Here is an 18,918-nt window from a genome sequence, read left to right on the forward strand (position 1 = left end):
CATATGTATCTATTATAGCATGATTTCAGGTAAAAACCTCGTCCAAACTACTCTGTGCCCTTCTTTGAAGGTGCTAATTTGGAAGATCTAGCAGTCTCTTTTTTGCTCCCTTCTTCTGTTTTCTCCTCATTTCCTTCTTTGGACTTGTTTTCTGTTTTCTCAGACTTTTGACCGGTCTTTTTTAAAGGAGAAAAGTGAAATTCAAACTTATTTTTTCCTGTGTCAATAGTCGTTGTGAAGAATTTCTCGTCATTACGATAAGTTGACTTCCCTACATTAAATGACTGCTCTCCATTTTCAGAAGTAGCTTTTTCATAGGTTCTCTTAGCCATAGCAAATGCAAGAAGTTTTTCTTTATTTAAGGCATAATCCTGATGATGTGCTAGTTGCCGATTTAGATAAAACTGCAACAAAAGACTAAAAATTCCAGCAATAGTGACAGCGTATAGGAGAACTCCTGCTCTAACTTTTTTCTTTTTCCACACGATAGATAAACTCCCTCTCTAGTCCCTTTTCAAACTGAAAGTGAAAGTGCAGCTCCTGCCCTTTTTCTTGAATTCGAGCTGATTTTAGACCGTAAACCATCGGCTGGTAGCCACGTCCGCTGGCATCTGTTTTTCGGAAATCATTTGACCTTGATTTCCCCATAGAGATAGATTTCCCATCCTGTTTGAGGTAAAGCCTATCATTCTCCACTTTTTCAAATTGAGTTCGATTCAACTCTGCTTCCAGCTGATCCACAAATAAGAGCCATTCTTTTTGCTCACTTTTCTGCTGATAGCGAACCTCTGAAACCAAGAGTTGGCTCATAGATTGAAAAAGAAGCAAACTCCCACTAATCACAATAAGAGCAACCAAAGATTCTAAAAGTGTAAAAGCTCTGACTCTACTTATCTTGAATCGCCAGTAATTTCTCCGTTCCATGGTATACCTCCAAACCTCGCTCATTCGAGACAACATGAACCGTAAGGCCATTGACAGTCAACTCCTTTTGTCCGGTCTGCAAAGCCATCCGAGCCACTCGCAAAACTTCTTCCTGTTTTAGAAGTTCTACTTCTCTTTTTCTACTTTCTTGAATTTGTCCCAGTAAGAGCGTTGCTATACTGGCAAAAATAGCTAGTGAAATCACTGCTTCTAGTAAAATAACCGCCTTAATTTTTTGCTTCTTGAATACGTTTAATCTTTCCATTTCCTAGATATAGTTGGTAGCGAACCACTTCTTTCCTTGTTTGAAATCTCACGTTAGCTAGAGACGAATTCCCTCCAGCCTTATCAAATGTAATTGACTGATTAGACTGCAGTTGAATTCCTTTAGGGATGGCTAATTTCTGATAGCCATTTCCAATACTTCTCTCTTCTAACATTAAGTTGATCTTTTGCTGACTAGCCAGACTTCGCTTCTGCGTTTCCCGATAAAGTTCCTCAAACTCCATAAAGAAAATCTGCTCTTCTACAGCCGCAAAAGTTGACTGAACTGAACTCGACAAGCCCAAGGCTAACAGACTGACTATTCCTAAGACCAATAGACTCTCAAGCATGGTAAATGCCTTAATCCGCAACTGTTTGACTTGTGTTCTGTTTTGCATGGTATTCTTTGTAGGCCTTTGCTTGCTCAGCAGTGATACGTCCGTCTGCCTGTAATTTGCTTAGACTGGCATTCTCATTTTTATCCAGACTATAGAGTTCTGCTTGACTTTCTACCACCTTAACTACTGCAGCTTTACCCTTGTCATTCACTGCATCCTTTTGCTTAGTCAGATTTGGTACAAACAGTAAGAGTAGGACGCTAATGATAAGAAGGACCACTAACATTTCGACTAGTGTGAAAGCTTTTGCCTTGGCTTCTTTTAATTTCATCATCATATTTTTCATTTAAAAATTTACCTCCATATTTTGATACATGGGCAGCAACATGGCTGCGTACAATAAAACGATTAGTAGGGCTACAAAAATAAAGACCAGTGGTTGAACGAGGTTCATGGTCCGATTGACTCGGGTAAAGAATGATTCCCAAGTTTTTTCCGCATAGATTTCCAATTCGCTTCCCAACTTGGATTTAACCTCTCCATATTCAATGATTAATCCCAATTCTCTTCTAAAGAAGGGATAATTTTGAACAGCTTTAGAAAATTCATGCCCATTTTGCAAGGACAGGGATAAATCATGCCCGATTTCCTTAAAAAGAGGATTCCCTTGCTCCTGCATCATCTGGAAAATCTGTGCCAACTCTAAACCTTGTCCAATCATATTTCCCCATTCCCGAGCATAATAGGCAGTTAGATAATACTGAACAAACACACCTAAAAAGGGGATCTTAGCCAAATAAGAACAGACTTGTATCTTTCTAGATTTTCTGTAGAATATCAGTCCTGTTAAAGATGCAAGACTTAATGCCACAGTAAGTCCGAGAAAAATCTGTGGCAGGTTACTAATCACTAAGGTAGCTATGTTACTACTATCCAGTTGGGGCAAGAGATAATTTCGCAAACCCAACATAATGAGCAGTAAGAAAGCTAGCAGAATAAGTGGGTAGGTCGCAACTTCAATTAACTTCTTCTTGACCTTAGCAAGATTATCAAGATACTCTTCAATTTTCCCTAAACTCAAATGAAGATTTCCATGAATTTCAGCCAATGAAAGTTGAGTGACAATCGCACTCGAAAAACCTAAATTCCCCATCATTTCCGAGAAAGATTTTCCTTTCGATAGTCCTAGGTGCATCTGCGAAACATATTCCTTCTCCAACAAAAGACTTCTATCAAGAAAGGAAATGATTTCTACCAAGTGAAAACCACTCGAAAACAAATTGTTAAAGAGAGTAATAATTTTCTTCTGTTTACTGGTAGCTAATTTTCTCCGTTTCAGCTTGAAGGGCAGTGATATGTCGATCCTTAAGAAGCTGATCAATTTGCTCATTCCACTTTTCTGCCTGGTGTTCTGAATAATTTTGGTTTGCAAAATCAATAATTCCTCCTCCCCCGATTAGTCTCTGGTAGCAAACACCTTGTAAAACAACTGCGAGTTCATCTTCACTGACACCAAGTTCTAAAAGACGCTCATAGACCCCACGAACACTCTTGGCATGGATGGTCGAAAATACTGTAGCTCCCGTTAAGCTCGCTCTTACAACCGCACGGGCTGTTTCGCTATCCCGAATTTCTCCAATGATTAAAAGATCTGGACGGTGGCGCAAAGAAAGTTTTATCAAGTTTTCATAGCTCAGTCCAATAGCTTCATTGAGTTGTAATTGAAGCATCTCTTCTTGCTTAATCTCAACTGGGTCTTCAATAGACATAACCTGCTGTCCCGTGAACAATGACTTAGCTAATTCATGCATTAAGGTAGTTTTCCCACTTCCTACAGGGCCTGCAAAAAGATAAAGACCGCGTTGCCTAAAGCCCTTTTCCAGTTCCTTAAGGTCTTGAAACCAGAAGCGCAAGTCTTTTTCTTCATCGTGCAAAAGGCGAATAACTAAACTCTCATGACCACGATAATCTCCTACCGTCGATAAGCGTAGTGAAGTAACCTTGCCATCATGCTGATAATCACAGGACCCAAGCTGACTACGACGCTTTTCTCCAACATTCATCCCCGCAATAAATTTAAAATGACTAATAACTGCTCCCAACTTTTCAAAGTCATAGCTATTAATCAAACGCCTTTCATCTCCTATTCGCATATGCAACTCATAAACCTTATCCTTGGGAATAAAATAGATATCCTGAGCTCCATCCTTCTTTGCGAGACTAATCAATTCTTGTGCAAGTGCTTGTACCATATTCCCTCCTCAGTTAATTATTCGAAGAAAATACAAAAAAAGAACAACTTTATTAAAAAGTTGTTCCATCTTTTTTGATACGACACGTCCGGTGGATTTCTAAACCAGTTTGTTTTTCATAACCCGGTCTGAATTTTTCATCTGGTATAACTTGACCATCTTCCAGTAAAGCCAAGGAATGATATTGCTGCAGAAATTCATCACATTCCTCACACCAACGCTTATCCTCGGGATTCCAAAATATGGTCATTAAGTCTCCTCGACTTTTATATAGTGGAATTTTCTTTTCCAGTTCAAACCAGCAAGATTTATAATACTTCAAGGCATCATAGTAATTTTCAAATTTCTTACTACTAATGACGTCTTCTTCCCATCCTTCTATGAACCACCAAGGTTCAAAATCCCCGTACATTTCTATCACTCGATACATAGTTTCATTTCCTTTGTATCGTATATTATAGCGAAATTTTAAGAACAATGAAAGAAATTTGCTTGCTTTCACGAATTATCTAATATTTTCAAAAAATCCAGCTATTCTAAAAAGAATAACTGGATTCAAAATTTGATTAACCTTCTGAAATATCGTTTTCAATGATTACCTTAATCGCATGATGATCTGCAGCCTTGCCAAATACTTCATAGGCCTTTTCAATTTCACTTAGTTTGAAGTAATGAGTTACCAATTTTTCTGGTTCAATTTTATGGCTTTCTAAAGCTTTCAAAAGCTGAGGAGTTGTGTTGGTAGAAACCAAACCGGTAGTTACGTTAATGTTACGAATCCATAGAGTATCCAAATCAAACTGAACTGGTTTACCATGCACACCACAGTTGGCTACTGTTCCATCTACACCGATAATCTTTTGGCAGAGATCAAACGTTTCAGGAATACCAACAGCTTCTATAGCAACATCCACACCTCTACCATCTGTTAAATCATAAATTTCTTGAATTGCTTTTTCAGGGTCTGAAGAATTAATCTTATGAGTAGCACCGAAAGAAACTGCAGTATCCAAACGGTTATCGTCTAGGTCTACCATGATCAATTTAGCAGGTGAATAGAATTGAGCAGTCAATAGAGCTGCTAAGCCAACTGGACCTGAACCAACGATAGCCACACTACAACCAGGCTCTACTTTCCCTTTTAAGACACCAATTTCATAACCAGTTGGTAGGATATCAGATAACATAACCAAGGCTTCATCAGACAAATCAGCTGGAGTGTGATAGAGAGTATTATCAGCATGAGGAACACGAAGATATTCTGCTTGCATACCGTCGATCAAATGTCCAAAAATCCAACCTCCTTCGTCTTCACAGTGGGCATAGATTCCCTTTTTACAGTAGTAGCATTTACCACAGGCACAAACACAAGAAATCAAAACCTTATCGCCTTTTTTGAAGTTTGAAACGCCTGCTCCAACTTCCTCTACAATCCCGATTCCTTCATGGCCAAGGATAGTTCCACTCTTACATGCAGGGACATCTCCTTTGATAATATGAAGATCTGTTCCACAAATCGTAGTTTTTACAATACGCACAATAGCGTCAGTTGGCTTGCGAATAACTGGTTTGTCAACATCAACAAATGAAGCAAGTCCTGGTTTAACATAAGTATAGGCTTTCATAAAGCTTACCTCCGTTTTTTTATTTGTATTGTTTATATCATAATTGTAAGCCTTTACATAGAGAAAATCAAGTAATATGTGAAGAAACTAACAAACTAAATTAAAAAAAGTAGAAACTAAACTAGTTTCTACTTTAGAGATTATGCTTGATAACGTTTTTCACCATCAAGGTAAGTTGCTACCAATTCCAAATCCTTATCAAGAACGATAAAGTCAGCATCGTAGCCTTCACGGATTTGTCCGCAAACATCATCAATATGAACTGATTTTGCTGGGTTGAGACTGGCCATCATAACTGCTTCATGAGGATTTGCAATGCCCCATTCAACAACATTTTTCAAACCGTCTTTAAGTTTGAGAATAGAACCTGCCAAGTTCCCAGTAGATTTGAGACGAGCAGTACCATTTGAAACCACAACTGGGAATTCTCCTAGCATGTAGTCACCATCTTGCAAACCACCCGCTGTCATACAGTCAGTAATAAGAGCAATATTTTCAGTACCTTTTTGTTTAAGTAGGATGTCACAAGCCTTAGGATCAACGTGATGCCCATCGCAAATCAATTCAGCATAAGTATGTGGCAATTCATACATAGCACCAACCATACCAAGCTCACGGTGAGTTAAGCCACGCATACCATTATAAGCATGAACCCAAACACTTGCACCAGCGTCAACAGCCTTCTTAGCCTGATCAAAAGTTGCATTTGAGTGACCTAAAGCAACAGTAACACCTTCACCAGTAACCGTACGTACAAAGTCCTCAACACCTTCACGTTCAGGTGCAAGGGCAATTTTATTTAGAAGACCATTAGCAGCCTTCTGCCAAGCACGAAATTCATCCATGCGAGGATCTTTCATGTAAGCAGGGTTTTGAGCTCCTTTAAATTCCTCAGTAAAGTATGGACCTTCAAAGTAAATCCCACGAATTTTAGCACCAGAAGCCTCTTGATAACGCGCACCAATATTTTCAGTAACAGCTAATAATTGTTCGTATGATGATGTTAGAGTAGTTGGAAGGAAACTAGTAACACCTGTGCTAAGAAGACCTTCACTCATTGTATGAAGAGTACCTTCGATGTTATTATCCATAACATCAACCCCACCAAATCCGTGAATATGTGTATCAACAAGACCAGGTGCAATACTATAACCAGTATAGTCAATAATTTCTGCATCCTCAGAAACTTGATCCACATGCTTACCAAATTTACCATCAACTAGTTCTAGAAAACCGCCACGGCGAACACCATGAGGATAGAAAAATTGATCCGCTTTAATATATTTAGGCATAATGATAACCTCCGTAATTCATTTTTCTAATATTTATTATGTCAATTACATTATAAACCTTTCTGTGTAATTTGTAAATGGTATAGACCTATTATAGTTAAATTTATAAAGAAATAAATTAAGATTTAGTAAACATATAGTAAAGTAATATTGAACATTCAGGTTTATAATAAAATTTTAAAAAAATATAAGTAATTTTAAGTAACTGCAAAAGAAAAAATTAGAAGAAAAAATAAAAAGACAAGGTCCGAAAACCTTGTCTTTAATACTATACCGGCGGCCAACAAACTAGCGTTAAAATAAGTTAAAATAAATAACCAAGAAACGATTAAATCAAGATATTATCACACGCTAGTTAGTATTGAAATTGAGGAAATTGACCAGTGGTTGACCAAATAAATTTTAAACTTTTACTTTAATTTTATAGTCTTGAAATTTAATAATCACAATTTTTTATACATAGTTCGATACCGTGTTCGACACAATCGGTATAGTCCAATATTTATTCTCAAAAATGGTTTAAATAGCGTAGTCTTTTAAACTAATTTTGAGAATCCAAAAAATCTTCCTACATATGTAAGAAGATTTTTTTAATTATTCTATAATTGTATAATCTCCACTATCTAACAAGTCTATTACTTTTTGAACAAACTGAGTTGAAAGTAAATCTACTATATCAGCTCCATGAGTTTGAAAATTCTCATCTATTTCTTTGATTTCTAATTCAGTATTTTTTTCTGCCCTTTCTTCTGTAATTGGGGTATGAAAACTATATTCACCGATTTCATAATACAAGAAATATAAATATTTTTTCTCACCTAAACTATAATCAAAAAAGTCAACTTCCTTATTTCTATCGTAGTCATAGTAACTATTTTCCCAAACAATATCATTTCTTTTTTCATTATATAGTTTTTCATAATTTTTTTGATAACTATAGACTCGTTGTCTTTTCTCCCCTACATACTGTTTATGAACCAATTTTGGGCTGAAGTTTAATAATAAATCTTCTTTCATACTATAGTATCTTTCTTTTTGTTCCTTTGCTTTTTCATTATTAATTTCTTTGTATTTGTAGAACCCAGCTTGATTAGAATCTTCTATTTTATCTCGATAGTTTTTTGCTCTTTTATTAACAGAATATATACATTCTGCAATAATTTGATTTGTTATTTTTTTATTCTTAATTAAATCAGTATATCTCTTAGGAGTTCTCATTTTTTAACCCTCATATTTTTTCTATCTTATAGTATATATTTTAACAAAAATCTTCCTATTATAAAATAAGAAGATTTTTATTTTTCTAGTTCTTTCTACGTACCGTTACAAGTCCAAATGCTCCAAGAATTGCACCGAGTACCAACATTGCAACACTCGACGACTCGCCTGTATTTGGCAATGATTTTGCGCGTTCTACTCGTGAATAAATCGGCTTACTTGATGCTTGTTGCTTACTTGTGTATGTTTGACCATTTACGACAACATTTCCTTTGTTGTCAATAGTCACATTTTTATCACTTGTGTACGCCTGCTTTGATTTATCATTGCTCGTTTTTGGATGTTCAACACTAATTGGTTTTGTAGCACGTACAATAACTTTTCCGTCAATAATTTCAATATCTTTACCTGATGCAATAGCTTCTTTTAGTGCTTTAATATCAATTTCAGGACGCTCTTCAGAAACTGGTGTCCCTTTAGGTACAGCAACAATTGTTCCGTCAGGTAATGTTGCGATGACGTTATCTTTAGCTTTTTCTTCTAAATCTTGAAGTTTTTCATATTTTGTTTGAATTTCGTCAAGTTTAGTTTGTTCAGCTTCAAGTGTTGAAGTGATTACTTCAACAAGATTTTTAGCACTTTGAGCTTTAGTTTCAGCATCTTTAAGAGCGTTTTGTTTTTCAGCTAATTTATCTTTAGCTTTAGCTAAATTAATTGGTGCTTCAACATAACCTTTTAATTCTTCAGCAAGAGCTTTAGCTTCTTTAACCAAGCGGTCTTTTTCCTCAATTAATTTAGCTTTTTGAGTTTTAAGAGCTTCAAGTTTTGATTCTTGTTTTGTAAGTTCAGTTTTTGAATCAGAAAGAGCTTGAACTTTTTGTTCTTGAACACGTTTAGCTGATTCAAGAGCTGATTTAGCATCATCAAGAGCTTGTTTCTTAGAAGCAAGGTCAGCTGAGAAGTTATCAACTGCTTTTTGAGCTTCAGCTTGACGTTTTTGTGCGCTGTCAAGAGCAAGTTTTGCAAGACGCAAGTTGTTTTCAGCAACTTGTGTTTGAATTGGCGTAGCAGTAGCGTCAGCCAATGTCTTTTCAGCTGAAGTTTTAAGTTCTAATGCACTAGCATAATCAGCAGATGCTTGTTTAAGAGCATCATTTGCTTTTTCTGAAGCAGTTTGAGCTGTATCTTTTTCAGCTTTAGCATCTTCGTATGCTTTCTGGATAGCTTCAGCATTAGTTGGGTTAACAAGAGATGTACCTTTATTGCTAAATGCAATTACTAGCCAGTAATCACCGTTGATGTTTGCAATATCAAGACCAACGTTTTTAGCAAAATTAAGGTTGGCTTTCAAGTGTCCCCAGTTTGAATGAGCGTCATCAAATGATGTACCTAGCAAAGCTTTAACAACAGCTTCTTTGAGGTCATACATTGATTTGAAGTCATCTTTTGAACCTAGACGTTCTAGGTTTTCAACACCAGCTCCAATGTGTCCGTGTGTAAGTGGGCTCTTACCACGTTGTTCGTATTCACGTGCACGACTAGTTGCTAATTCGATAGCTTCTTTAGTAACGCCAGTGTTTTCTTTTGATGTTACAAGATATTTAGAGTTATCTTTCAATTGTTCACGGACTTGTTTTAATCCTTGAACATACAAGTGAGAAATTTCTTCTTTTTGCGCTTGAGTTAGATTGTCGATATCAACAGGTTGGCTCTTAGCGTTTTTACCAATTGAAGTTTCTGTATTTTCAATAGCTTTAGCACCAGAGTCAGTTATGAAGTCATTGTCACCTGATGCAATGTCTTCTTTGAATTGAGTCAAATTTGGAATTTTGACAATATCAACGCTATCCAAAGCTTTTGTAGCTTTATCAAGTTTATCTTCAGCTTGAGAAAGTGTTGTTGTAGCACCATTAGCTTTTGTAGTAGCTGATTCAAGGTTGTCTTTAGCATCATTTACTAAAGTTGTTTTAGCATCAACATCTGATTGTGCATTATCAATAGCTTCTTGACGTTTTTCGTCAGCTTTCTTAGCATCAGTTAAGGTTGTATCTGCAAGAGAAACATTCTTTTCAGCACCCTTAGTTTCAGCTTTAGCTTCATCAAGTTTATCTTCAGCTTGAGCAAGTCCAGTTCCTGAAATTGCGTCTTTAGCTGATTTAACTTGAGTTTCTTTAGCAGAAACATCAGCGTTAGCATCTTTAAGGGCTTGTTCAGCGTTAGCTTCATCTGTTTGAGCCTTGCTTACAGCGTCAGCTTGAGTTGCAATATTTGCATCAGCAGTAGCTGTTTCTTTAGCGTTAGCTTCTTGGTCAGCAAGATTAGCTTTTTGGTCCGCTTTATTAGCTTCAATGTTTTGAGGCGTAGCTTTAGAAGCAACTTCTTCAGCGTGTTTAACATCTTCAGTAGCTTTATCTACAGCTGTTTGAGCGTTAGACACTTGTTTGTTAGCTTCATGAGCTTTAGTTTGTGCGTCAGTAAGTTGTTCTTTAGTTTTTTCTACAACTTTCTTTTGAGCATCAAGAGCTGGTTTTACGTCTGATGATTTTTCAATAGTTTGCTTTTCAACAAGAGCTGGTTCATTTACGCTTGTTGCCGTAGCTACATCAGAGTTGGCTTCTTGAGCAAACGCAGGCACACCAGCTGATGCAAGCCCAATAACTGCTGTAGTTGTTAGGGTTTTAATAGTATTTTTTGACATAACATCTCCAAAAATTAACATTAACAACTATATATAGTTGTTTTTTCTCTAATTATACCGCACTTAACCAACCTTGTAAAGTCATAAGCAATCTTTTAAGAACTAAAATATGTAGTAAAAAAACTGTAGTATTAAGTTCGAGAGGTATTACATGAAACAATCATTAAGAAAATATATAGGAAAACGAATTCGCCTTTTAAGGTTGAAAAAAGGATTTACACAAGAACAAATTGAAGAAAGAGCAGACCTTGGAACAAACTATGTTTACAAACTTGAACATCTAGAAACAAATATAACAATTAATACCCTTGAAAAAGTTATGAATGCCCTTGAATGTGATATTTCATCTTTCTTTGATATTACAAAAAAAGATGAAAATCCTGAGATTGTTGAATTAATTACGAATATAAAAAATTTACCTGATAGTAAACAAAAAGAAATACTTTCTGCATTCCATACAATTCTTAATAATGTAAAATGATAATTTAATGAATTTTATTTACTTCTAATTAAACTATAATTTAGTTTAAAAAACGCATAATTCTAGACGAACATGCTAGAGCTATGCGTTTTTATTTTATATTCATCAAATCAACAGTCCACCTATTTAAACTATCCGTTAAAACTATTTCTCCTTCCAATTGTTCCTGATAATGAATCATAGACTTTATAAATGTATCTATTGATTTCGAAAAATCGAATTGTGGATGAAACTTAGAATTCACTCCAGGTAATGAATCAAACGTCATTTCTGTAACTAATGATAAATTTTGCAAAATTAAATCAAAAAAATCTTCCCCTCTATCAAATAGAGCTCCTTTTGAAATCATATCTAAAAGTTCAGTCTCAAAAAAATTATTAATCCTTTTATCTAATTTAGTAGTATACAAATCACTAAAATAATTAGCATGTCTTTCAAAAAACTCTTCCTTATAATGATTGTATAAAAGTTGCATAGCTAATAAACTTTTTTCATTACCTTTTTCAATATTAAAGCTTGGAAATAATAAGCTAATTCCATCACCATATCTATTTTCCCATTCCCTGATGGCCAAATCATACGCGAACGGAACATAGTAACTCAAAGATTTTTCTATTAACTCTGTTTCTTTCTTTAAAAGATAATTCATACCTGTAAAAAATAACATCTCAAAGTAAGATTCACGTTCCATTTTATTTCCCCAAATTAAAGTATATGAATCTGTAAACTTCATATTTTTAACAATTTCAAAAGCAAAAGCCGGTGTCAAAAGATACGGATTTTTTTTATATCTTTTATTATTGACGATATTACTAATAACATTTGGGTCACTTAACAAAATATCAATATTTTGTAACTTTTTATCTTTTTTTCTATATTTCACACGTTGACTAATCATTCTATAAATTTCTTCATCAATTTTCATATAGTTCCTCTTTTCTTTAGTTTGTAATATTAGTATAACATATTATTGGGTGGTTTTTCAATTTTTTTATATGATAAAATAGCCAATTCAAACCCAATATTTAAAATTATAATAGATTCATGATAGTCGATAGCTATCAAAAATAATTAAACAAAGGAGGCCTTATTATATGGCATTTTTTAAAAAAACTAACGGCTACAGTGCTAGACTCGCGGAACAAGCTCTTTCAGATGAAGTTGTGAAGTTAGCTGGTAAACAACTAGAAATTCAATTCGAATTTGAGAAAACTGGGGAATTTGTTAATGGTAAAGAAAAAATGAAACGTACGGATAACATTCAAAGTTATCAAGTCTACGTTGCAACTGACAATCACAATCCTTTCAAAGTCAAGTTTTTACCTGAAGATAAACCAGTTCTATCTAAGATTGATATCGGAGATGTCGTTGAATTTGAAGGGTTAGAAGCATTTGAAAATAAATACGGACAGCTTTTTTTCAGAGCATCAAGTATCAAGAAAGGAAAATAACTGATGGCTTTTCTAATGAATAAAAGTCAAACTCATGCTACATCAGCAACTTCTGCTGATGTAGTTGAGTTTGGCAATAATAAATACGAATTAGCTCAATTCATTCTAAGAAATTTGAATAATGCGCTTAATATTAATGATGAATCATCCTATCTAAATTCATTTGACATCAAGGTTCTAAGCAACGATAAAGGGTTCTTATTTATACCTAACTTGCCGGTATCGTACTCAATTGATGCTAAATTATACTTTGAACTATATGCAATTTGTTCTGGTATTTTATATCCTTTCAAGACCTTATTAGCTCAAAATAATGCTTATTTCGTTTCATATGATACAAAAAATGAAAACCAAGCACGAGCATTCTTCTTCCCTTGGATTGATGGGGTTCCAAATCGCTTAAAAATAGGTAATTTACAAACTTTTATTAAAGAAAAAGTATCAGAAAAGCATATTCCTATCATGTCGAAAAATATTGCAATTGATATGACAAAAGTTGTTCATGTTGCAATAAGTGGCTCCAGCGGTTCTGGAAAAACTCATTTTGTTCAATATCTCATTTATTGTTTAAAATCAATTACAAATCAAATCGTTTGTATTGACCCTAAATTATCAGATATCTATTTATTAGCTAAAGAACTTCAACTTGAAGTTTTCTCACCTCAAAAAGGCTCTAACTTAAATAGTTTTATTACAGAAATTAATGAATTACTTGGTCGTATCATAAACAAAATATACGAACGGCAAGAAATATTATTAAAACAACCAGATAAAAGTTTTGAACGCATCTATATTGTTATTGATGAACTATTGGCATTGGTACAAGGTAGTTCGAAACAAGCAAGAGAAACCTTTGCTCAATTATTAGGAACGATTGCTCTATTGGGCAGACAGACAAATGTGAGTCTTATCCTATTAAGTCAACGTTTTGATGCAAATGCTTTTGGAGGTAATACAGCAGTACGTGAACAAATCAATTGTATTTTTATCTTGGGTGAAATAAATGCAAATACTTGCCAATTTTTGTTACCAAATTTCAACGTAGAAAATATTGTAATACCCGCTGGAATTGGTACAGGAATTATCAAGTATACAGATAGCGAACACAGGACACATATTATGCCACTGCTAACACCCACATATACATATAATAGAAAGGAATAAATTTTATGAAACATTATTTCAATAGGTACAATATTCTTAATTTCATCATGTTCACTTTATTGATTTTCTTTATTTTAGAACGTATATCTACTTTCTTAATTTTTCAAATTCATCTAGATACTATCTTTTATTTTTTAGTTTATATTATAAGCTTGCGTTTCATTTTACTGCTAGAATTTTGCATTTTTATTTACATGATTATAATTGATTTAATTTTTCGTATTGTAGAACGTGATTCTTTCAATAATAGCATGAAATCATATATCGCAACATGGAAAATTAGACGCTTTCTAAGTCAGACAAATGTAGATACAACATTTAACGAACTCGCTTCGATTTTAAATAGAAAACAAATGATTATTAAAAAAGCAAATCGTTCTCTGTTGACATTAACTGTTGATTACTATGAGAAAGGGGCTATTGCAAAATGGACTTTACCAGATAATTGTGAAAGTTATAATATTATGGAAGAATTGTTGGCGCAGGCAAAAAGAGAATTAAATCAGTTAGATAATAGATATTTATTTAATGATTTCATTAGATTAGAAAATGGTAGAACATTTATCTCAACAACTGCTAGAAAAAAAAATAAAGGTGCGGTGTACTGCTACTGAAGGTAAGCAAGTACACCAGCACAATAAGTTTTAAACAATTCACGTCTAATGAATAAGATTTTTATGTTGTGATGTGTCAAGAAAATATGATGTTTATTTGGATGAGGACGCACAGTTTTCTCCGTCTGTGCGTCCTCATCCAAACCATATCACAACAACACAAATAAACACAAATTATTCATTTTGTGTCAAAATCAGAAAGGATTTTTATGAAAATTAATCAAAATGATAGAAAAAGAAAATTTTTCGGTCAAATTTCATATGAATATGAACACAATGCAAATTCAAAATTAACTGAAAAAGATTTTCGTGAATCAGTTATTCAACGTATTCATGATTATTGTAAAAATGAAGAAGATAGGTATCATATTATTTTTCACGATAAGGATTTGAAAGATGACGGCAGTTCAAAACCATTACATGCTCATTTTTATATTGATTTCAAACACGCTCATACTTACTCATCAGTATTGAAGGCTCTATCAATTTCAAGAAAACAAAATTTAGAATTTGTTCGTAGTTCGATAAAAGCATGCCGATATCTTACACATCGCAACGAACGTAACATGGAAGAACATAAATTCCCCTACGAAGTCGCAGATGTTATTTCATCAGAAAATGCAAACTATATCGATGATATCATGGGAAAAATCAAAAATCACAGCAAAGAAAAAGCTGACAATGGTCTAGAAATAGACGATTATTGTTTAGAATTAAGCTATCTAATCTCAGAAGAAGGCCTACTTACAACTGAAGCAAAACAACAATTGTTTGAGCAATTCACTCAACGTATAGCACAGAAAGCGTGGAATTCAAATAAAAGACAATTTGAGGAGAACAGACAAGAATTTATTCAGAAGGAGTTTATTCGAATGAGCAAAGGGGAACGGAATCATACAGGTATTTATATTCAAGCTGAAGGGGGAACAGGAAAATCATATCTAGCACGTTTACTTGCAGAAGAACATGATAGGTTAGGAGCACATACCCCATCAATAAATAAAAAAAGATTTGATTTAGGTTCAGGTTATAAAGGAGAAAAAACAATTGTAATCAATGAATTAGATGCAAGTTGTGGTATGACTTTTCGAGAGTTATTTCAGATACTAGAACCAGATTCAGCAACTCAACTAAGTTCACGGTTTAAAGATGCGTATATCATTAATGATTTAACAATTATCACAAATTCAGATACTTATTGGGATTGGTGTGATTCGTGGTTTGGTAAGAAAAATAAAGAATATCATCAGCTAATGCGAAGAATTAGATTTGTAATTAAAATGGTTCATGATGATAAAAATAAAGGAATTAATATTGAATTATGGTACTACAATGCAAATCGGGATTTAAAAGAAAAGGCGAAAAAAGAATTCAAAAAAATACAAACGTATACACTAAGTAGCGTTAAAAATGAAGAAGAATTTCGAAAAATTGCTTCAGATATATTAGAAAAAATTAATAAAGAAAATAATATTGATAATAAAAGAAAAGTTATCGCTACAAACCTAACCGACCAAAGCAAGGGTAGCGATAACTAAAACTAGTAGAAATAATTAATACTATTTCTGCTTCTATTTTATCATAGAAAGAGAAAAATTTATATGACAGATAAGATTTTAATCAAAATAGACAATTTAGAAGTAAAGTTACCTGCCACACATATCATTGTTGAAAAAGAAGAATATCTCAACTTAAAAACACAAGCTTCAGATGGGAAATATATGAGCTTATCCGAGGTTTTAGAGATGATTTCAGTATCTCGACCGTGGTTATTAGAAAATGTTCTCTATCGTGCAGATATTCGCTCAAAAATTGATATTGATAAAAACAAGGATGGTTTTGTGAAATATCCAAATAATCAGGGTGGACGGTACTACTTCTTAGCTAGCAAAACGAAACAATTTTTTGAAGAAAATTTTGCAGAAATTTTTAGTTTATGATACGATAATCAAGATAATATCTTGGTTATCGTCTTTTAGAAAGAGGTAATCATGTCAGTTTCATACAGAAAACGAGGAAAAAAGAATTTATGGGATTATAGAATTTTTGATAAAAATAAAAAGGTAGTTGCTTCAAATTCAGGATTTAAGACAAAAAGGGAAGCAGAAATTGAAGCACTCGCACTTGAACTCAAATTGATTAACGGAGCAATAATTGATAAAAACATTCCATTCTATACTCTATGGGAAAAGTGGTTAGAATTGACTGTAAAACCACTTGGAAAAGCAGAGGCTACATTTAATAAACATTTATTGCGTGGTAAGTTTATCAAGGAATATTTTAAAGACAAACCAGCCTTAAAAATCAAAGCGAGTGAATATCAGGCTTTTATAAATAAGTACGCTGAAACAAATTGTCGTGATAATGTTAGTAGAATGAATGCGGAAATTAGAAACGTGATTGTGTTTGCAAAACGAGATAAACTTAATATAGAAGATTTTACTGAGGGTGTAATTCTTTCAGGACGACCTCCAAAGAAGCGAAAAGATGAAAAATACATTCATAGCTTTGAAGATTATCAAAAATTAGTAACATATTTAGAAAATAATCTTGATTTAGCAACTTCCATAGTACCGTATTTACTATTGATTCAACTGAAAACCGGAATGCGTGCAGGAGAGGTTGCAGGTCTTACATGGGATTGTATCTTGTGGGAAAATTCAGAAATCAAAACTTATCAACGATATGATACAGCAAGAAAACGGTGGGCAAACGCTAAAACAGAAGAGTCAATCCGTACAATTCCAATTGATAATGCTACGTTAACAATTTTAAAAAAATTAAAACAAGAACAAACTGTATTCATTGAAAATGGGATGATTACAAATAATGAAAATATGATTTTTTTTGATTTGAAGTATAATGTTGTAACAAATGCAGGAGTAAACAAGCATTTAAAGCAAATTTTAAAGACCTTAAAAATTCATCCTCAAAATATGACAAGTACAGGTCTGAGACACACGTATTGTTCAACAATGTTAGCAATGGGTGTTGATATTTGGGCAGTGTCAAAGTTAATGGGGCATCGAGATATTAAACAAATAACTGAAACTTATGGACATCTTATAAAAGAAAAAGCTGATATTGAAAATAACAAAGTTCGTGCAGTTTTGACGAGTCTAGTTAAAAAATAGAATCACTGACCAGAAGTTGACCAAATCAAAAAGAAACGCTGAATTATCAACGTTTCTTAATGCTATTTTATACCGGCGGCCGGGGTCGAACCGGCACGTCCTTGCGGACACTGGATTTTGAGTCCAGCGCGTCTGCCAATTCCGCCACGCCGGCAAATAGTAACTGGGGTAGCTGGATTCGAACCAACGCATGAGGGAGTCAAAGTCCCTTGCCTTACCGCTTGGCTATACCCCAAAAATATAAAGTAGGCGAGTGAGGGGAATCGAACCCCCGAATGTCAGAGCCACAATCTGATGTGTTAACCACTTCACCACACCCGCCATAACGTTTAACACGGGCAGTAGGAATTGAACCCACACTGAAGGTTTTGGAGACCTTAGTTCTACCTTTAAACTATGCCCGTATAAGATGGAAGGGGAGGGATTCGAACCCCCGAACCCGAAGGAGCGGATTTACAGTCCGCCGCGTTTAGCCTCTTCGCTACCCTTCCGTGTAATATAAGAAATGGCGCGAGACGGAATCGAACCGCCGACACATGGAGCTTCAATCCATTGCTCTACCAACTGAGCTACCGAGCCAAAATTGCGGGAGCAGGATTTGAACCTACGACCTTCGGGTTATGAGCCCGACGAGCTACCGAGCTGCTCCATCCCGCGTTAATAATAAATAAAGGAGGATGTGGGATTCGAACCCACGCACGCTTTTACACGCCTGACGGTTTTCAAGACCGTTCCCTTCAGCCGGACTTGGGTAATCCTCCAACAAAATAGTCCGTACGGGATTCGAACCCGTGTTACCGCCGTGAAAAGGCGGTGTCTTAACCCCTTGACCAACGGACCATATTTATAAAAAATGGGCACGAGTGGACTCGAACCACCGACCTCACGCTTATCAGGCGTGCGCTCTAACCACCTGAGCTACGCGCCCAAGTTAAAAACTTGGTATTGAACAAAGTTCAAAGCGGGTGACGAGAATCGAACTCGCGACAACAGCTTGGAAGGCTGTAGTTTTACCACTAAACTACACCCGCTTATATGGGAGTTAACGGGATCGAACCGCTGACCCTCTGCTTGTAAGGCAGATGCTCTCCCAGCTGAGCTAAACTCCCTCGAGCTAAGCGACTTCCATATCTCACAGGGGGCAACCCCCAACTACTTCCGGCGTTCTAGGGCTTAACTTCTGTGTTCGGCATGGGTACAGGTGTATCTCCTAGGCTATCGTCACTTAACTCTGAGTAATACCTACTCAAAATTGAATATCTATCAAATTACAAGAAAACCTTACGCTTTCGTATTCTCAGTTACTTTGGATAAGTCCTCGAGCTATTAGTATTAGTCCGCTACATGTGTCGCCACACTTCCACTTCTAACCTATCTACCTGATCTTCTCTCAGGGCTCTTACTGATATAAAATCATGGGAAATCTCATCTTGAGGTGGGTTTCACACTTAGATGCTTTCAGC

At 35.0% G+C, this 18,918-nt stretch carries 20 protein-coding genes, 12 tRNA genes and 2 rRNA genes; 7 read left to right on the plus strand and 27 right to left on the minus strand.

Going from position 1 to position 18,918, the window contains the following annotated elements; all coding sequences use genetic code 11:
- Window positions 1-47: 47 nt before the first annotated feature.
- From comGG to K1I61_RS05580, 12 genes are all read right to left on the minus strand, one after another.
- Window positions 48-485 (minus strand): competence type IV pilus minor pilin ComGG, encoded by a 438-nt coding sequence (gene comGG, locus K1I61_RS05525; protein WP_223333824.1) that lies wholly within the window; start codon window positions 483-485, stop codon window positions 48-50.
- Entirely contained in the window at window positions 463-924 is a 462-nt protein-coding gene (gene comGF, locus K1I61_RS05530) for a competence type IV pilus minor pilin ComGF (RefSeq protein ID WP_223333826.1), read from the minus strand. The genes comGG and comGF overlap by 23 nt, the downstream gene beginning before the upstream one ends.
- Window positions 887-1,189 carry a competence type IV pilus minor pilin ComGE gene (comGE, locus tag K1I61_RS05535; RefSeq protein ID WP_178895505.1) on the minus strand — a complete coding sequence of 101 codons (303 nt, stop codon included), beginning with the start codon at window positions 1,187-1,189 and terminating at the stop codon, window positions 887-889. Before comGE ends, comGF begins: the two co-directional genes overlap by 38 nt.
- Window positions 1,152-1,586: a competence type IV pilus minor pilin ComGD gene (gene comGD, locus K1I61_RS05540; protein WP_223333828.1), complete on the minus strand. Its 435-nt coding sequence runs from the start codon at window positions 1,584-1,586 to the stop codon at window positions 1,152-1,154. Before comGD ends, comGE begins: the two co-directional genes overlap by 38 nt.
- Window positions 1,549-1,872 carry a competence type IV pilus major pilin ComGC gene (gene comGC, locus K1I61_RS05545; protein ID WP_223333831.1) on the minus strand — a complete coding sequence of 108 codons (324 nt, stop codon included), beginning with the start codon at window positions 1,870-1,872 and terminating at the stop codon, window positions 1,549-1,551. Before comGC ends, comGD begins: the two co-directional genes overlap by 38 nt.
- Window positions 1,873-2,916, minus strand: a complete 1,044-nt coding sequence (comGB, locus tag K1I61_RS05550) for a competence type IV pilus assembly protein ComGB (protein WP_223333851.1) — start codon at window positions 2,914-2,916, stop codon at window positions 1,873-1,875. It lies immediately after the preceding gene.
- Window positions 2,837-3,778 (minus strand): competence type IV pilus ATPase ComGA, encoded by a 942-nt coding sequence (gene comGA, locus K1I61_RS05555; RefSeq protein ID WP_223333833.1) that lies wholly within the window; start codon window positions 3,776-3,778, stop codon window positions 2,837-2,839. Before comGA ends, comGB begins: the two co-directional genes overlap by 80 nt.
- A gap of 52 nt (window positions 3,779-3,830) precedes the next feature.
- Window positions 3,831-4,208 (minus strand): DUF1033 family protein, encoded by a 378-nt coding sequence (locus tag K1I61_RS05560; RefSeq protein WP_036752150.1) that lies wholly within the window; start codon window positions 4,206-4,208, stop codon window positions 3,831-3,833.
- 136 nt (window positions 4,209-4,344) lie between these two features.
- On the minus strand, window positions 4,345-5,403 hold the full coding sequence (locus K1I61_RS05565) for a zinc-dependent alcohol dehydrogenase family protein (protein ID WP_004251543.1): 1,059 nt from the start codon (window positions 5,401-5,403) through the stop codon (window positions 4,345-4,347).
- Between the two features lie 140 nt (window positions 5,404-5,543).
- On the minus strand, window positions 5,544-6,695 hold the full coding sequence (nagA, locus tag K1I61_RS05570; RefSeq protein WP_223333835.1) for an N-acetylglucosamine-6-phosphate deacetylase: 1,152 nt from the start codon (window positions 6,693-6,695) through the stop codon (window positions 5,544-5,546).
- A gap of 594 nt (window positions 6,696-7,289) precedes the next feature.
- On the minus strand, window positions 7,290-7,913 hold the full coding sequence (locus tag K1I61_RS05575; RefSeq protein ID WP_049478718.1) for a hypothetical protein: 624 nt from the start codon (window positions 7,911-7,913) through the stop codon (window positions 7,290-7,292).
- Window positions 7,914-7,998: 85 nt separating this feature from the next.
- Window positions 7,999-10,611, minus strand: a complete 2,613-nt coding sequence (locus K1I61_RS05580) for an SEC10/PgrA surface exclusion domain-containing protein (RefSeq protein WP_223333837.1) — start codon at window positions 10,609-10,611, stop codon at window positions 7,999-8,001.
- A 151-nt stretch (window positions 10,612-10,762) separates the two neighbouring features.
- On the opposite strand from K1I61_RS05580, the gene K1I61_RS05585 reads away from it, so the two are divergent.
- Entirely contained in the window at window positions 10,763-11,092 is a 330-nt protein-coding gene (locus K1I61_RS05585; protein WP_049478720.1) for a helix-turn-helix domain-containing protein, read from the plus strand.
- Window positions 11,093-11,183: 91 nt separating this feature from the next.
- On the opposite strand, the gene K1I61_RS05590 is transcribed toward K1I61_RS05585, so the two are convergent.
- Window positions 11,184-12,017: a hypothetical protein gene (locus K1I61_RS05590; protein WP_049478721.1), complete on the minus strand. Its 834-nt coding sequence runs from the start codon at window positions 12,015-12,017 to the stop codon at window positions 11,184-11,186.
- Between the two features lie 169 nt (window positions 12,018-12,186).
- Here K1I61_RS05590 and K1I61_RS05595 point away from each other — a divergent pair, with 169 nt between their 5' ends.
- The 6 genes from K1I61_RS05595 (at window position 12,187) to K1I61_RS05620 (ending at window position 17,455) form a co-directional block, all read left to right on the plus strand.
- Window positions 12,187-12,543, plus strand: a complete 357-nt coding sequence (locus tag K1I61_RS05595; RefSeq protein WP_049478722.1) for a hypothetical protein — start codon at window positions 12,187-12,189, stop codon at window positions 12,541-12,543.
- 3 nt (window positions 12,544-12,546) lie between these two features.
- The gene (locus K1I61_RS05600; RefSeq protein WP_049478723.1) at window positions 12,547-13,707 is read left to right on the plus strand and encodes an ATP-binding protein; all 1,161 of its coding nucleotides are present in this window, start codon (window positions 12,547-12,549) and stop codon (window positions 13,705-13,707) included.
- Between the two features lie 353 nt (window positions 13,708-14,060).
- Complete coding sequence (locus K1I61_RS05605; protein ID WP_223333839.1) at window positions 14,061-14,321, plus strand: hypothetical protein; 261 nt, start codon at window positions 14,061-14,063, stop codon at window positions 14,319-14,321.
- Between the two features lie 209 nt (window positions 14,322-14,530).
- Entirely contained in the window at window positions 14,531-15,859 is a 1,329-nt protein-coding gene (locus K1I61_RS05610; RefSeq protein ID WP_049478725.1) for a Rep family protein, read from the plus strand.
- A 63-nt stretch (window positions 15,860-15,922) separates the two neighbouring features.
- Window positions 15,923-16,261 carry a DUF771 domain-containing protein gene (locus K1I61_RS05615; protein WP_049478726.1) on the plus strand — a complete coding sequence of 113 codons (339 nt, stop codon included), beginning with the start codon at window positions 15,923-15,925 and terminating at the stop codon, window positions 16,259-16,261.
- Between the two features lie 51 nt (window positions 16,262-16,312).
- A complete protein-coding gene (locus K1I61_RS05620) occupies window positions 16,313-17,455 on the plus strand; it encodes a tyrosine-type recombinase/integrase (protein WP_049478727.1) in 1,143 nt (380 codons plus the stop codon).
- A 70-nt stretch (window positions 17,456-17,525) separates the two neighbouring features.
- Here K1I61_RS05620 and K1I61_RS05625 read toward each other — a convergent pair.
- From K1I61_RS05625 to K1I61_RS05690, 14 genes are all read right to left on the minus strand, one after another.
- Window positions 17,526-17,609 (minus strand) — tRNA-Leu (locus K1I61_RS05625).
- 9 nt (window positions 17,610-17,618) lie between these two features.
- Window positions 17,619-17,690, minus strand: a tRNA-Gln gene (locus tag K1I61_RS05630).
- A gap of 13 nt (window positions 17,691-17,703) precedes the next feature.
- Window positions 17,704-17,776, minus strand: a tRNA-His gene (locus K1I61_RS05635).
- A gap of 12 nt (window positions 17,777-17,788) precedes the next feature.
- A tRNA-Trp gene (locus K1I61_RS05640) sits at window positions 17,789-17,859 on the minus strand.
- A gap of 6 nt (window positions 17,860-17,865) precedes the next feature.
- Window positions 17,866-17,946, minus strand: a tRNA-Tyr gene (locus K1I61_RS05645).
- A 15-nt stretch (window positions 17,947-17,961) separates the two neighbouring features.
- Window positions 17,962-18,034, minus strand: a tRNA-Phe gene (locus K1I61_RS05650).
- A 4-nt stretch (window positions 18,035-18,038) separates the two neighbouring features.
- Window positions 18,039-18,112 (minus strand) — tRNA-Met (locus K1I61_RS05655).
- A gap of 14 nt (window positions 18,113-18,126) precedes the next feature.
- Window positions 18,127-18,216: transfer RNA gene (locus K1I61_RS05660), tRNA-Ser, on the minus strand.
- A 7-nt stretch (window positions 18,217-18,223) separates the two neighbouring features.
- Window positions 18,224-18,295 (minus strand) — tRNA-Glu (locus K1I61_RS05665).
- Window positions 18,296-18,309: 14 nt separating this feature from the next.
- Window positions 18,310-18,383, minus strand: a tRNA-Ile gene (locus tag K1I61_RS05670).
- 32 nt (window positions 18,384-18,415) lie between these two features.
- A tRNA-Gly gene (locus tag K1I61_RS05675) sits at window positions 18,416-18,486 on the minus strand.
- Between the two features lie 5 nt (window positions 18,487-18,491).
- Window positions 18,492-18,564 (minus strand) — tRNA-Val (locus K1I61_RS05680).
- Between the two features lie 4 nt (window positions 18,565-18,568).
- Window positions 18,569-18,684, minus strand: a 5S ribosomal RNA gene (gene rrf / locus K1I61_RS05685).
- A 77-nt stretch (window positions 18,685-18,761) separates the two neighbouring features.
- Window positions 18,762-18,918, minus strand: a 23S ribosomal RNA gene (locus K1I61_RS05690); the annotation flags it as partial.

The sequence above is a fragment of the Streptococcus infantis genome, assembly GCF_019929665.1.
Classification (GTDB): Bacteria; Bacillota; Bacilli; order Lactobacillales; family Streptococcaceae; genus Streptococcus; species Streptococcus infantis_H.